General features: G+C 64.8%; 13 protein-coding genes. 7 read left to right on the top strand and 6 right to left on the bottom strand.

Going from position 1 to position 12,884, the window contains the following annotated elements; all coding sequences use genetic code 11:
* Nucleotides 1–2: 2 nt before the first annotated feature.
* A complete protein-coding gene (locus DMX06_RS11650; RefSeq protein WP_110737136.1) occupies nucleotides 3–539 on the top strand; it encodes a DUF3833 domain-containing protein in 537 nt (178 codons plus the stop codon).
* Nucleotides 540–560: 21 nt separating this feature from the next.
* On the opposite strand, the gene DMX06_RS11645 is transcribed toward DMX06_RS11650, so the two are convergent.
* Nucleotides 561–779, bottom strand: a complete 219-nt coding sequence (locus DMX06_RS11645) for a hypothetical protein (RefSeq protein WP_050705559.1) — start codon at nucleotides 777–779, stop codon at nucleotides 561–563.
* A 298-nt stretch (nucleotides 780–1,077) separates the two neighbouring features.
* Between DMX06_RS11645 and DMX06_RS11640 the strand changes: the two genes are divergently transcribed.
* The 3 genes from DMX06_RS11640 (at nucleotide 1,078) to DMX06_RS11630 (ending at nucleotide 4,280) form a co-directional block, all read left to right on the top strand.
* On the top strand, nucleotides 1,078–1,938 hold the full coding sequence (locus tag DMX06_RS11640; RefSeq protein ID WP_110737133.1) for an RNA ligase family protein: 861 nt from the start codon (nucleotides 1,078–1,080) through the stop codon (nucleotides 1,936–1,938).
* A gap of 14 nt (nucleotides 1,939–1,952) precedes the next feature.
* Nucleotides 1,953–3,098, top strand: a complete 1,146-nt coding sequence (locus DMX06_RS11635; RefSeq protein WP_110737131.1) for an AAA family ATPase — start codon at nucleotides 1,953–1,955, stop codon at nucleotides 3,096–3,098.
* A gap of 171 nt (nucleotides 3,099–3,269) precedes the next feature.
* Entirely contained in the window at nucleotides 3,270–4,280 is a 1,011-nt protein-coding gene (locus tag DMX06_RS11630; protein ID WP_110737130.1) for an aldo/keto reductase, read from the top strand.
* Between the two features lie 82 nt (nucleotides 4,281–4,362).
* Here DMX06_RS11630 and DMX06_RS11625 read toward each other — a convergent pair whose 3' ends face one another.
* The 5 genes from DMX06_RS11625 to DMX06_RS11605 all read right to left on the bottom strand — a co-directional run bounded on the left by DMX06_RS11625 (nucleotide 4,363) and on the right by DMX06_RS11605 (nucleotide 8,760).
* Nucleotides 4,363–5,349: a zinc-binding dehydrogenase gene (locus tag DMX06_RS11625; RefSeq protein ID WP_110737128.1), complete on the bottom strand. Its 987-nt coding sequence runs from the start codon at nucleotides 5,347–5,349 to the stop codon at nucleotides 4,363–4,365.
* 149 nt (nucleotides 5,350–5,498) lie between these two features.
* Nucleotides 5,499–5,906 (bottom strand): SRPBCC family protein, encoded by a 408-nt coding sequence (locus DMX06_RS11620; RefSeq protein WP_110737126.1) that lies wholly within the window; start codon nucleotides 5,904–5,906, stop codon nucleotides 5,499–5,501.
* A 21-nt stretch (nucleotides 5,907–5,927) separates the two neighbouring features.
* Nucleotides 5,928–6,725, bottom strand: coding sequence for an SDR family NAD(P)-dependent oxidoreductase (locus tag DMX06_RS11615; protein WP_110737124.1), 798 nt, complete (start codon nucleotides 6,723–6,725; stop codon nucleotides 5,928–5,930).
* A gap of 92 nt (nucleotides 6,726–6,817) precedes the next feature.
* A complete protein-coding gene (locus tag DMX06_RS11610; RefSeq protein WP_110737123.1) occupies nucleotides 6,818–7,723 on the bottom strand; it encodes a LysR family transcriptional regulator in 906 nt (301 codons plus the stop codon).
* 101 nt (nucleotides 7,724–7,824) lie between these two features.
* Nucleotides 7,825–8,760, bottom strand: coding sequence for a cyclase family protein (locus DMX06_RS11605; protein WP_110737121.1), 936 nt, complete (start codon nucleotides 8,758–8,760; stop codon nucleotides 7,825–7,827).
* Nucleotides 8,761–9,076: 316 nt separating this feature from the next.
* Between DMX06_RS11605 and DMX06_RS11600 the strand changes: the two genes are divergently transcribed.
* The 3 genes from DMX06_RS11600 to DMX06_RS11590 all read left to right on the top strand — a co-directional run bounded on the left by DMX06_RS11600 (nucleotide 9,077) and on the right by DMX06_RS11590 (nucleotide 12,880).
* Complete coding sequence (locus tag DMX06_RS11600; protein ID WP_110737120.1) at nucleotides 9,077–9,628, top strand: fimbrial protein; 552 nt, start codon at nucleotides 9,077–9,079, stop codon at nucleotides 9,626–9,628.
* Nucleotides 9,629–9,690: 62 nt separating this feature from the next.
* Entirely contained in the window at nucleotides 9,691–10,437 is a 747-nt protein-coding gene (locus tag DMX06_RS11595; protein WP_110737118.1) for a fimbrial biogenesis chaperone, read from the top strand.
* Between the two features lie 52 nt (nucleotides 10,438–10,489).
* The gene (locus DMX06_RS11590; protein WP_258378841.1) at nucleotides 10,490–12,880 is read left to right on the top strand and encodes a fimbria/pilus outer membrane usher protein; all 2,391 of its coding nucleotides are present in this window, start codon (nucleotides 10,490–10,492) and stop codon (nucleotides 12,878–12,880) included.
* Nucleotides 12,881–12,884 lie beyond the last annotated feature (4 nt).

The following is a 12,884-nucleotide window of genomic DNA, read 5'->3' as shown; positions in this document are numbered from 1 at the left end:
ACATGTACAGGGCGCTGTTGCTGGCCGCCTGCCTGGTGCTGGGCAGTTGTGGCAATGTCGAAGTCGAGCGGTACGCCGCCGAGCAACCCCGTTTCGACCTGGCGGCGTTCTTCTCGCGCCCGGTGCAGGCCTGGGGCATGTTCCAGAAGCGCTCCGGAGAAGTGGTGAAGCGCTTTCACGTACGCATCGACAGCCGCCGGGAGGGCGAACGGCTGATCCTCGACGAGCTTTTTCTCTACAGCGACGGCACCCGGCAGCAGCGCACCTGGACGCTGGTGCCGGACGGACCCGGTCGCTGGCGCGGCACGGCGGGGGATGTGATCGGCGAGGCGCGCGGTGAAGTGGCCGGTAACGCACTGCGCTGGCGCTACACGCTGGATCTGCCCGTGGACGGGCGGCACTGGCAGGTGGACCTGGACGACTGGATGTACCTGATGGACAAGGACACCCTGATCAACCGCTCGCGCATGAGCAAGTTGGGCCTGGAGATCGGCCAGATCACCCTGTTCTTCCGACGCTTGCCGGAAGGCGCGCCATGAGCGCGCGTACCGAGCAGAGCGTCAGTCTTTGCTGGCGTTGAGCTTGCGCAGCTCTTCGTAGGTAGCGGACTGGACGAACCAGAAGCCGGAAACGATGCACCATCCGAGGCTGCCGGCCACGAAGACACCCAGGGCTGGCAGGAACCCGCCGGTGAACAGGGTGATGAGCGCGAAGAGCCAGATAACGGCCAGGGAGATGTAGAGGACGATGTTGTTGACGCTGATGACGAAGTCTTTCACGAAGCATGTTCCTTGCGGGATTTCAAAAGATTGCCCCTCCAGGGGCGCGCCGATGCTATCACATTGATGCTATTGAAGGCTTGACCCGCTACCGGTACCTGCTGTTGAATACGCGCCCTCGAATCCCCGCAACCTTTTCCCCAAGTGGTGAAGCCAGTGCCCTGCGCCATCAAACACGCCTGATACCGACGACGGTCCATCGTGCCTGATGGCTGCCCGTGCCTGCGCGCGGCAGCGCTTCATCCTCGTGCCTGCCTGATCCTGTCGTCGGTTTTTCCCTATTTCCAAGGAGAAACCCATGAACATGGATTTTCGTGCCGACGCACATTCCCTCGAACTGCTCAAATACCCCCGCACACCCCATCTGCAAGGCTCGCGCCTGCAAGACGGCGACAGCGATGCCGGCCAGGTAGCCTATGGCTCGTTGGCCGGCCAATGGCTGGTGGTGGAAGAGAAACTCGACGGCGCCAACGCCGGCATCAGCTTTACCAGCGGTGGTGAACTCCGCCTGCAATCGCGTGGCCACTATCTCAGCGGCGGTGGCCGCGAGCGCCAGTTCAACCTGTTCAAGCAATGGGCCGTCGCCCACGAGCACTGGTTGCTGGAGCGTCTTGAAGACCGCTTCGTGCTGTATGGCGAGTGGCTGCACAAGAAGCACTCGGTGTTCTACGACCACCTGCCGCATTTTTTCTGCGAGTTCGACGTGTGGGACCGCGCCACGGGGCTGTTCCTGTCCACCGCGGCGCGCCGCCGCCTGCTCGCCGACGGCCCGGTGCTGTCGGTGCCGGTGCTGTACGAAGGCCCGGCACCACGCCGCTATGCCGAGCTGATGGCGTTGCTCGGCGACTCGCTGGCCAAGACCGCGCAATGGCGCGAAGTGTTCGAGCAGGTGGTACGCCGCGAAGGCCTCGACCTGGCCCGTGCCTGGCGCCAGTGCGACCGCTCGAGCCGCATGGAGGGGCTGTACCTGAAGCTCGAAGACGAGCGCCAGACCTTGGGCCGGCTCAAGTGGGTGCGCCAGGACTTCGTCCAGGCCATCCTCGACGCCGACCAGCACCATGCCAACCAACCGTACATACCCAATCAACTGGCCGCCGGCGTCGATCTCTACGCACCGCGCCTGTCCCTGGACTGGCACGGCGCACGCCGCGGCGACTGAAGGAGCTTCCTGAAATGGATATTCGACAACTGCAACAACTGGTGCCCGACCCCGGGCACGACATGGACAGCGCCGCTTGCCTCGCGGCCATTCCGGCCCTGGCACGCCTGGCCGACACCCCGCAGGATCCGACCTATCACGCCGAGGGCGATGTATGGGTCCATACCCGCCTGGTGGTCGAGGCGCTGCTGGCGCAGAGCGCCTACCGCGACGCCAGCGCCGAGCAGCGCTTCGTGCTGTTCTTCGCCGCCTTGCTGCATGACATCGCCAAACCCGACACCACGGTGATCGACCCGCAGACCGGGCGCATCGGCCAACCCGGCCACTCGCGCCGAGGCGCGGTGGATGCGCGCCTGCTGCTGTGGCGCGCCGGCGTGCCGTTCGCGCTGCGCGAACAGATCTGCCGGATCATCACTGTGCATCAACTGCCGTTCTTTGCCCTGCAGGGCGATCGCAGCGGGCGCAGCGCGGAGTTCCTGCTGCACAAGCTGTCCTGGGAGCTGCCGGTGTGGATGCTCTGCGCGGTGGCCGAGGCCGACATGCAGGGCCGCCACTATGCCGGCAAGGCCGATGTGCTGACCGCCATCGAACTGTGGCGTGAGCTGGCGGCAGAGGAGGGGTGTTTGCACGGCCCACGGGCGTTTGCCGACGACTACACGCGTATTCAGTACCTGCGTGGCGCCCGCGTGCACCCGGACTATGCGCTGCACGAACCCCAGGGCTCTCAGGTGGTGATGCTCTCGGGCCTTCCGGCCAGCGGCAAGGACACCTGGACCGCCCGACACCACCCGGACCTGCCGGTGGTGTCGTTCGATGACGCGCGCCAGGCCCTGGGCCTGCGCCACGGCCAGAACGAAGGCGCCGCCGCGCACTACGCCATCGACCGGGCCAAGGCGCTGCTGCGTGAGCGCAGGCCGTTCGTGTGGAACTCGACGCACCTGTCGGCGCAGATGCGCAGCCGGACGCTGGATTTGCTGTATGGCTACGGGGCGCAGGTGGAGATCGTCTATCTGGAGCGGCCGGAGGACGAAATCATGCGGCGTAACCAGCGACGGGATACGTCGCTGCGCAATGATGATATACGGCGGATGCTGTTCAAGTGGGAGGTGCCGCTGCCAACTGAGGCGCATCGGGTGAGGTATGAGGTGGTGACGGGGTGAGTGGGGCTTGATTGAAGGTACGGACAAAGGGACGCTGCGCAGTCGGTCGGGAGTCATGCATCTAAGGTCTCAAGTCTGTCGAATTATGACTTGGACGGTCTTGATAGGGGCGGCATAGGATTGCCGCCACTGGAGTTCACACAGCAACTCCCCTTATCAGGAAGTACACCCATGAGCCTCAAATCCCTTATCGCCAATCCGCTGGGCTTCGGCACCGCGCCACTGGGCAACATGTTCCGCAACGTACCGGAGGCCGAGGTCCAGGCCACCGTCGATGCCGCCTGGGACAACGGTGTGCGCTACTTCGACACCGCGCCGTTCTACGGTGCCGGGCTGTCCGAATCGCGCCTGGGCAACGCCCTGGCCGGTCGGCCTCGTGACCAATACGTGCTCAGCAGCAAAGTCGGCCGGATCATCCTCGACGAACTGGAAGACCCCACCAGCCGCGAGCTGGGCGAGAAGAGCGGCTTGTTCGAACACGGCAATCGCAACCGCATCGTCAATGACTACAGCGCCGATGCGACCCTGCGCTCCATCGAAGACAGCCTGCGCCGGCTGAAGACCGACCGCCTGGACATCGTCTGGATCCACGACATCGCCCAGGACTTCTACGGTGACGAGTGGCTGGAGCGCTTCGAGACCGCGCGCAAGGGCGCCTTCCGCGTGCTCACCCGCCTGCGTGAAGAGGGCGTGATCAAGGCCTGGGGCCTGGGGGTGAACCGGGTCGAGCCGATTGAGCTGACCCTCGACCTGGACGAGCCGCAACCTGATGGCTTCCTGCTCGCCGGGCGCTACTCGCTGCTCGATCACGACCGCGCGCTGCAGCGTGTCATGCCGCAGGCGGCGGAGCAGGGCGTTGGTATCGTCGTGGGCGGCCCCTACAGCTCCGGCGTGACTGCCGGTGGCGAGCACTTCGAGTACCAGAAGGCGACCCCTTCGGTGTTGGCCAAGCTTGAACGCATCCGGGCAGTGGCCCGTGCCCACGGTGTCGACGTCAAGGCGGCCGCCCTGCAGTTCGCCTTGGCCCACCCGGCGGTGGTCGCGGCGATCCCGGGTTCGACCCGTGTGGCGCACGCCAACGAAGACCATGCAGCCCTGGGCGCGGTCATTCCGGCAGCGTTCTGGAACGAATTGCGTCAACAAGGCCTGATCAACGCACTGGCGCCGGTTCCGGCAGCCTGAGCTTGAACAGGACAGGGCTGCAGCGCAGCCCTGTTTGCATCATCGCCGCGCTTAGCGCGGCGTTTTCATTTGTGCAGCCGGATTACGCCAAGCGCGTCACCCACTTGCCCGACGCGCTGCCTTCCTTCAGTTGGCGCAACGCCTGCGGCAGCGCCTCGAAGCGAAAGTCCAGGCGCTGCGGTGCCAGCAGCCGGCCATCGGCGACCATCCTCAGCAAACGCTCCCCTTCGACCTTCAACGCTTGCCGATCGAGCAGCCGGCCATGGGCATGGACACTGTTGAGCGCCACCTCGTGCAGCGAGATCGCCGTGCTGAAGGCCGGCAGCGGGGCGCTTTCCTGGCGGTCCTGAATGCACACCAGATGGCCGTTGTAACCCAGCAGATGGGCCAGGCTCGCGGCATGGCTGCCGCTGACCGTGTCGAACAGGGCATGCAGCGGACGCTCACCGAGGGCCGCCTGCACATCGGCCTGCCAGTCGCCGGCACGGTAGTCGAACACCCCGGCCACGCCCAGTTGCCTGAGCCGATCATGGTGCTGCCGGCCCGCCGTGGCCCACACGCGCAGGCCGCGCTGCAGTGCCAGCTGGACGAGATAGAAGCCCACCGCGCCGCCTGCGCCAACTACCAGCACATCACGCGACGCGCCGTCGGCGACCTTGGCCAGGGCCTGCCAGGCCGTGAGCGCGGGGCAGGGGACGGCGGCGGCCGCGGCGATGTCGAGGTTGTCGGGAATGTGCATGACCAGGTTCGCATCCAGCAGGCAGTGCTCGGCGAAGCTGCCATCGCGGGACAGCGACTGGTGATAGGCGACGCGGGAGCCCAGCGTCAGGTCGACGCCGGCACCGACCGCGATCACGGTACCCGCGCCATCGACGCCGGGCACGGTGCCCGGGTGCCAGTCGGCGTGACCCCATTCGCAGATCTTCCAGTCCACCGGGTTCAGGGCGATGGCGCGGTTGGCCACCAGCACTTGGCCGGGGCCAACTTCAGGCAGGGGTTTGTCGATGAGTTGCAGGCCGTCCAGGCCTGCGCCCGGGGTCCAACCCCAGGCGCGATGAGTGATGGACATGAGCGGTTCTCGTAGGGGCAGAAACGGGGCAGGGTAGCGAGGCGCGGGGCAGGGATACAGCGGAGTTCGGGCAAAGGTGTATTGAGCTGGAATCAGCAATGCAAAAGGGCCGCTCGAAGGCGGCCCTGCTGTGCATCTCGGGGGTTACATCAACCCAGGCTCTTGGCTAGGGCCTGCAGGCCACCTTCATAGATGCCGGTGAACAACGCCGTGGCTTCTTCGTCGCTGACGCCAACCGGGGTGAACTCGCCGAACCACTCCACCCGGCTGCCCTGGCCGTCGGCCTTGACCCGCAGGGTCGACAGGTAGCCGGTCACCGGGAACGGGCTGGTCAGGATCGAGTAGCTGTAGCTGCGCTGCTGCTCATCGAAAGCCATCAGGCGCTCGACAATGATGTTGCCGTCCGGGTCTTTCAGCGAGCGCACGCGGCCGCCTTCGCTGGACAGGCTTTCAGGGATGAACGGCAGCCAGTCGGGCAGGCTGTCGAAGCCGCCGATCAGGGCCCAGACGTGCTCGGGGCTGTGTGGGGTGTTCAGGGTTGCTTGGGCGTTGGCCATGGGAAATCTCCAGAATTGAATTCAAATTGCGAGGCTGTCGACTACACCGCCGTCGACCCGCAGGGCCGCGCCGGTGGTGGCGGAGGAATAAGGGGAGGCGAGGTACACCACCAGGTGCGCGACTTCGTCGACGTCGGCGGCGCGCTGGATGATCGAGCTCGGGCGGGCGCTGCGCACGAAGTGGTCGGCCTCTTCGCGAATGCTGCGCCCGGAAGCTTTGGCCGCATCGGCCACCAGGTTGGCGACGCCGTCGGTCAGGGTTGGGCCGGGCAGCACCGCGTTGACGGTGACCCCGGTGCCGGCCAGGCGTTTGGCCAGGCCATGGGAAACGGCGAGGTTGGCCGCCTTGGTCACACCGTAGTTGATCATGTCGGCCGGGATGGCGATGCCGGACTCCGAGGAGATGAACAGGATCCGCCCCCAGCCTTTCTCGACCATGCCCGGTGCGTAGTGGCGCGCCAGGCGCACGCCGGACAGCACGTTGGTGTCGTAGAAGCGGTTCCACTCGCTGTCGTCGACGTCGAAGAAATCGACGTCATCGTAGATGCCCAGGTTGTTGACCAGGATGTCGGCGCGAGGGTGAGCGGCGATCAGCGCCTGGGCGCCTTCGGCCGTGCCCAGGTCGGCGAACACCCCGTGCACCTGGCCACGGCCACCCTGGGCGCGCAGTTCGGCCAGGGCGGCGTCGAGCGACTTCTGGCTGCGGCCGGCGATGACCACGTCGGCATGGGCGCGGGCCAGGCCGCGAGCGATGGCCAGGCCGATACCGCCGGTCGAGCCGCTGATGATGGCGGTACGCCCGCCGAGGTCGATGTTCATGGAATGGCTCCTGTGGATGAGTTGCATCGATGGGAGCCATGCTAGTGACGCGCGATCAGACTGTAAAAGACTAGATTTGACTGAATTAAGACCTACAAAGTCTGATCGGCCAGGGCCAGCACGCGCTCGCGGAATACCCCCACGATCGGCCGCAGGTCGACCTGGTGCCAGGCCGCCCACAATTGCACGCAGGGGCTGAACCACTCTAGCTTGCGCAGCACCACCGTGGGGCCGGCGCTGGCACTCAGACTGCCCTGCACCATGGCCAGGCCGAGCCCGGCGGACACCAGGCCAAGCACGCTCAGCGGGTCGGTGGCCTCCAGCGACAGACGCGGGGTGAAGCCCGCGTCGGCGCAGCGGGCGATGAAATCGTCGCGCTTGTTGATCTGGTCGGGCTGCCCGCCGGTGATGATCCATTCCTGCTCATGCAGGTCGGCGGGGCTGAGGTCGGTCTTGCCAGCCAGCGGGTGCTCGGCGGGGATGGCCAGGAGCATCGGGTCGTCCAGCACCGGATGCGCCCGCAGGTCGGGATCATTGTCGGGCGGCGGCTCGCAGACCAGGGCGATGTCCAGGCTGCGCTGGCGCAGGCCCTCGAACTGCTCGCTCGGAGTCATGTTGTACAGGGCGATGTGAATCTTCGGGCGTTCGCTGCGTATGGCCCGCACCGCGCCGGGCAGCACGCCGGCATGGATGGCATGGTTGACGTAGCCGATGCACAGCCCGCCTTCCTCGCCACGGCCCAGGCGCTTGCCCAGTGACTCCAGGCGTTCAGCGTGCTTGAGCAGGCCACGGGCCTCGGACAGGAAGGTGCGACCGTCGGCGGTGAGGAACAGGCGCTGGTTGCGCCGTTCGAACAAGGCCAGGCCGAGGTGGTCCTCGAGCTGGGCGATCTGCCGGCTCAAGGGGGATTGAGAGATATGAAGCTGTTCCGCCGCGCGGCCGACGTTTTCGCATTCGGCGACGGCGACGAAGTAGCGCAACTGACGTAGATCCTGCATGAGACCTCCAGGGGACAGCCCTGTGTTTTTACCAGGTGGCCAGCCTGCATCAACGCAAATGCCCGCTGCAAGCAGCGGGCAGGGTACTCAAGGCCTGATGATCAGTGAATGGCCACCGGGTTGATGTTGACCTGGGTCGAGCCCTTGTACAGCGGCTGGCCCAGCACGAACAGGAACTCGAAGGCCTTGTCGCGCACCAGGGCGCGGGTGTCGATCAGCTCCAGGTTGTAGATGCCGCGCTTGGCCAGCATGTACTGGTTGACCGGGAACTCTTCACCCGTGGGGTTGGGGTAGACCTCCGAGGCCCAGGTGTCGCCGCCGAAGGCGACGATGCCCTGGTCGGCCAGCCACTCGGCCGCCGGCAGGTCGATACCCGGCTCGGTGGCGAGGAACTGCATGTTGTCCTTGCCGATCAGCTCCAGCCAGCCGGTGTTGAACAGCACCACGTCGCCCTTGCGCAGGGTGATGCCTTGCCGCTTGAGCACCGCCTTGATGTCATTGACGGTGAACGACGTACCACCCGGTACGATGGCCTTGCCGTAGTGGGCGGTCATGTCCAGCACCACGCCGCGGGTGACCATCGGCGGCACTTTCTCCACGCCGAGCTTGGTCACGCCTTCGACGGTGACGAAGTCGGCGGCCTTGTTGCCGTTGTAGTAGACGTTGTCGATGCCGATATGGCCGATGCCGTTGAGCTGGGTGCCGACGCCGGTCCAGCCGTTGACCAGTTCATCGTTGAAGCTGAACTTGTTCTTGCCCAGGGTCTGGCCGGCCTGTTCGCCGGGCTGGATGTTGTAGAGGTGGAAGCTGCGGTGGCGGAAGGCGGGCAGGTCCTTGCTGACGGGGACGGCGAGGGGGTAGGTCTTGCCGGTCTTGACCAGGGTGATGGCTTGCTTGACCACCTCGGGGGTGAGGAGGTTGGCGGCGCCGATTTCATCGTTTGGGCCGTAGGGGGAGGATTGCCAGTCGGCGGCCAGGGTGGATTGGGCGGTGGTGGCCAGGGCCAGGGTGAGTAGCAGGGGTTTGAAGTAGTGCAAGTTGTGGGCTCCTGAACGGGAAATGGTGTCAGGGGCGGATTCTGGGTGGAGGCGGGGATGGGAAAAAGTGGTGGAAGGGACAAGGAGTTTTGCGTGTGAGTCAAGGGACAGTCCCTCCCTCAGTGCCTGCCAGGGCCTGGTTGCTGCCATGCCGGACCTATTATTCGACCGCTCTTACCCACATATGGGCAAGTATCAAGACTGCTCTCGCCCGTATTCAAGACGGCTCCCGTACCCCCTGGCGCATCGCTTCCCTAGTCTGCAACGGCCCGCATCCAGCGGTTCCCTTCAACTTCGGAAAACAGGAAGCACCTCCATGAATCTTCTGAAATCGGCATTGGCCGTCGGCCTGTGCTGCGTCGCCACATCCGGCATGGCCGCTGATGGTGAGATCAGTTTCGTCGGCTCGGTCAACGCCTCAACCTGCTCGGTCAGCGTCGGTGATGTCAACAACACCGCAAGCTCGATCGTGTCACTCGGCAACGTATCTTCCCAGTCACTGAAGAAACTAAACGATACGGCCGGCGCCGCAGCGTTCGAGCTTCATCTGCAAGCCTCAGGCGTCGAGGACGAAGACTGCGACCTAAGCGATAAGACGGCCACCGTACGGTTCCTCGGCATGAGCGGGGTTGCTGGGCCCAACGGTGAGTGGCTGGGTCTTGAAAATGCCGGGAGCGACGGTGTAGCACGCAATGTCGCGGTACAGATTCGCGACGCCGCGGGCAACGATGTGCAGATGGGCCGCTCCTCCAGCGAGTACGCCAATCTGAGCGAGCCGCTGCGTTTCACCGCGAACTACATCGCCACCGGCGCCGCTACCCCAGGCACTGCCAACGCCAAGGCCTCCTTCAGCGTCGACTACAAGTAACCCGCCCCTGCACCGGGGCCAGGTCGCGCTCCGGTGCTGTCAATGTTCAGGTTCGAACTGCAATGAAAACCCTTCTTCGCACGCGCGCGGGGGCCTTCGGCCTGCGCAGGATTTGTGTTGCACTCATTGTCAGCTGGCCAGCACTGCCGGCCAGTGCCGGCGTGATGCTCAACGGCACGCGCATCGTGCTTGGCGCGGACGAGCGCAGCGTATCAACCATCGTTTCCAACCTGGGGCGTGACGACTACGCGGTCCAGGCCTGGGTCAATGACGCCGCCGACAGCCGCGACCGCGCCAGCCCTTTCATTGCCATGCCCGCGCTGTTCAGGGTGCGTGCCGGCGAAGAACAGGTGGTGCGGATCATCAGGACGCCAGGTGAATTACCCAGCGATCGTGAGTCGGTGTTCTACTTCAACGCCCAGGAAATTCCAGTGCAGAGCGAGCGCCAGGACAATGCGCTCAAGGTCGCCGTGCGCACCCGGGTCAAACTCTTCTACCGCCCAAAAGGCCTGCCGGGCACCGCGTTGCAAGCCCCCGGGCAGTTGCAGTGGAAACTGATCGACCGGCCCACCGGCACACTGCTACGGGTCAGCAACCCCAGCGCGTACCACGTCACCTTCATTGGCATTCGGGTCACGGACGACCAGAAGCCGATCGAACTGCGGGACATCGACATGCTGGCGCCCAGGTCGAGCCTGGATTACCCGCTTAAGCGCCAGGTCGGGGGGGCGGGCGCGACGGTCGAGTTCTCAACCATCAACGATCATGGCGGTTACCAGGACCCGCTGAAAACCCGCGTCGGGTTCTGACCGCATGATACAGGGACGAATGGCAAGGGCAGGGACGGTGCTATTCCTGGCCATGCTGCGCGAAGCCGCGGCCAGCTCACAATTCGATACCGGCTTCATGGCCGATATTGGCGGTTCGGGCTGGCAGGGTGACCTGCAGGCCATGCTGCACGAGCAGGCGTTGCCGACCGGGCGCTACCTGGTCAGTGTGCGCCTGAATCAGGAGGCAATCGGGCAACGAGAGGTCGACTTCCGGCGCATGGGCGAAGCGCTAAGCCCATGCCTGTCCCGGGCGCAGTTGGAACGGCTGGGAATCCAGTTGCCCGCCGCTGTCGACGATACGGATTGTCCCGACTGGTTGGCGACACTGGAGGGCGCGTCGGTACATTTCGACAGCCGCCAACTCAAGCTCGACATCAGCGTTCCACAGGTCTACCTCAGGCACGATGCCTTGGGCTACGTGCGCCCCGAAGAGTGGGACGCAGGGATCAATGCTGGGTTTCTCAACTACCAGTTTTCCGGTTCCAGAAGTGAGTACCAGCATCAGGGCACTGATCAATACAGCCTCTACCTCAATGGTGGTTTGAACCTTGGCGCCTGGCGCCTGCGCTCCAGTTCTTCGTATCAGAAGGACGGCACCTGGGAGCGTGCTGCCAGCTATCTGCAACGTGACTTGCCAGGCACCGCAGGGCAACTGCTGATCGGGGAAAGCATGACCCTGGGGGACACCCTGCAAAGCATCCCGTTTCGCGGCGTGCAACTGGCCAGCGACCTGCAGATGCTGCCGGACTCGCTGCAAGGATACGCGCCCGTCATTCAGGGGGTTGCCCGTACCCAGGCGAAAGTCGAGGTGCGTCAGTATGGCTATTCGCTCTACAGCACCTTCGTGCCGCCCGGCGCGTTCGAGATCCGCGACCTGAACGCGGCATCCGGCAGTGGCGACCTGGAAGTGATCATCACCGAGGCCGACGGCACCCAGCAGCGTTTTACCCAGCCCTATGCAACGCTTGGCAATCTGCTGCGCGACGGTACCTGGCGCTACAGCGTGACCGCCGGGCATTACCATGCGGCGAGCTCACCCGAAGCACAGCCGGGCTTCATGCTCGGTTCATATGCCCGAGGTTTGCCACGCGATTTCACCTTGTCCGTGGCGGGGCTGGTGGGCGAGGGTTACCGTGCCTACCAATTTGGTGTCGGCAAGGGGCTGGGCAGCCTGGGCGCGGTATCACTGGACGTCACTCACGCCCGGTCGGATATCTGGCCCTCGGCCGTGACCGGACAGAGCTATGGCCTGCGTTATGGCAAGGCCTTCGCCACGGGGACCAACCTGCGTTTTGCCGGCTACCGCTATTCGACCCCCGGTTACCGTGATTTCAGCGAAGTGGTGGGGGATCGTACCTGGCAGCAAGCGTTGGCTGACGACAGCCAATACAAGATGGTCAGCCGGCGCAGCCGTCTGGAGGCCAACGTTTCACAAAGCTTTGCCAGCAGCACTTCGATGTACCTGAACCTGTCCCAACAGGATTACTGGAACAGCGCGCGCCAGCAACGCCAGCTGCAGTTCGGCGTGAGCAGCCAAGTACAACGGGCCAACCTGTCGCTGCACGCCAGCAAGAGCCTGAGTGCTGACGATCAGCAAGGGCTGCAGGTAGGCCTGACCATCAGTTTCCCTCTGGGGGGCCAGAGCGCGAGGGTCAGCGTGGAGCGCGAAGCTGATGGCAGTCAGGGCCAGCATTTGGGGTTGAGTGGTTTGGCCGGTGAATACAACAACCTCAACTACAACCTCGACCTGCAGCGCAACGCACGTTCGGCCAATACCGGCTCGGCCTCTGTCGGTTACCGTGCGCCCTGGGCCGACCTTAATGCGGGGCTGAGCCACAGTAGCGACTATCGCTCGCTCAACATCGGTATGTCCGGGGCGTTGTTGGCCCACGCTGGGGGTATCCAGTTGGGGCAGCACCTGGGTGAGACCATGGCGCTGGTCGAGGTCACGGACACGCCGAATGTAGGTGTGCTGAATGCTCCCGGTGTCTTCACCGACGCTCGGGGATACAGCCTGGTGCCGTATGTTCAGCCTTACCGACGCAACCGCATCAGCCTCGACACTCGCAAGCTGGACACCAACACCGACATCGACAATGGTGTCGGTACCGTGGTCCCACGGCGCGGCGCGGTGGTGCTGGCGCGGTTCAGCGCACGGCGCAGTGAGAAGGTACTGGCCACGGTGGGCTTGCCGGGCGGTACGGCGGTGCCGTTTGGTGCCGCCGTGCTCGATGGGGCTGGGCAGCGTGTCACTGCCGTGGGGCCCATGGGTCAGGTACTGCTGTCCGTCGGTGAAGACCGGCATTACCGTCTGGTCTGGGGCCAGGCCGACGATCAGCAGTGCACCTTCAGCCTCGACCTGGAGCAAACCCGCGAACAGGACGGCCTGCGCCTGGCCGATGTGAGTTGCGCCTCCGGATGACTGC

Source organism: Pseudomonas mosselii, from assembly GCF_003205295.1.
Taxonomy (GTDB): domain Bacteria; phylum Pseudomonadota; class Gammaproteobacteria; order Pseudomonadales; family Pseudomonadaceae; genus Aquipseudomonas; species Aquipseudomonas mosselii_B.
Note: the sequence above shows the minus strand (reverse complement) of the source record. Positions and strands in the feature narration are given on the sequence as shown.

Excerpts from the sequence above, each read along its gene's own strand:
- DMX06_RS11650 (WP_110737136.1), top strand. The coding sequence starts at position 3 with ATGTACAGGGCGCTGTTGCTGGCCGCCTGCCTGGTGCTGGGCAGTTGT.
- DMX06_RS11640 (WP_110737133.1), top strand. The coding sequence starts at position 1,078 with ATGAACATGGATTTTCGTGCCGACGCACATTCCCTCGAACTGCTCAAA.
- DMX06_RS11635 (WP_110737131.1), top strand. The coding sequence starts at position 1,953 with ATGGATATTCGACAACTGCAACAACTGGTGCCCGACCCCGGGCACGAC.
- DMX06_RS11630 (WP_110737130.1), top strand. The coding sequence starts at position 3,270 with ATGAGCCTCAAATCCCTTATCGCCAATCCGCTGGGCTTCGGCACCGCG.
- DMX06_RS11625 (WP_110737128.1), bottom strand. The coding sequence starts at position 5,349 with ATGTCCATCACTCATCGCGCCTGGGGTTGGACCCCGGGCGCAGGCCTG.
- DMX06_RS11620 (WP_110737126.1), bottom strand. The coding sequence starts at position 5,906 with ATGGCCAACGCCCAAGCAACCCTGAACACCCCACACAGCCCCGAGCAC.
- DMX06_RS11615 (WP_110737124.1), bottom strand. The coding sequence starts at position 6,725 with ATGAACATCGACCTCGGCGGGCGTACCGCCATCATCAGCGGCTCGACC.
- DMX06_RS11610 (WP_110737123.1), bottom strand. The coding sequence starts at position 7,723 with ATGCAGGATCTACGTCAGTTGCGCTACTTCGTCGCCGTCGCCGAATGC.
- DMX06_RS11600 (WP_110737120.1), top strand. The coding sequence starts at position 9,077 with ATGAATCTTCTGAAATCGGCATTGGCCGTCGGCCTGTGCTGCGTCGCC.
- DMX06_RS11595 (WP_110737118.1), top strand. The coding sequence starts at position 9,691 with ATGAAAACCCTTCTTCGCACGCGCGCGGGGGCCTTCGGCCTGCGCAGG.
- DMX06_RS11590 (WP_258378841.1), top strand. The coding sequence starts at position 10,490 with ATGCTGCGCGAAGCCGCGGCCAGCTCACAATTCGATACCGGCTTCATG.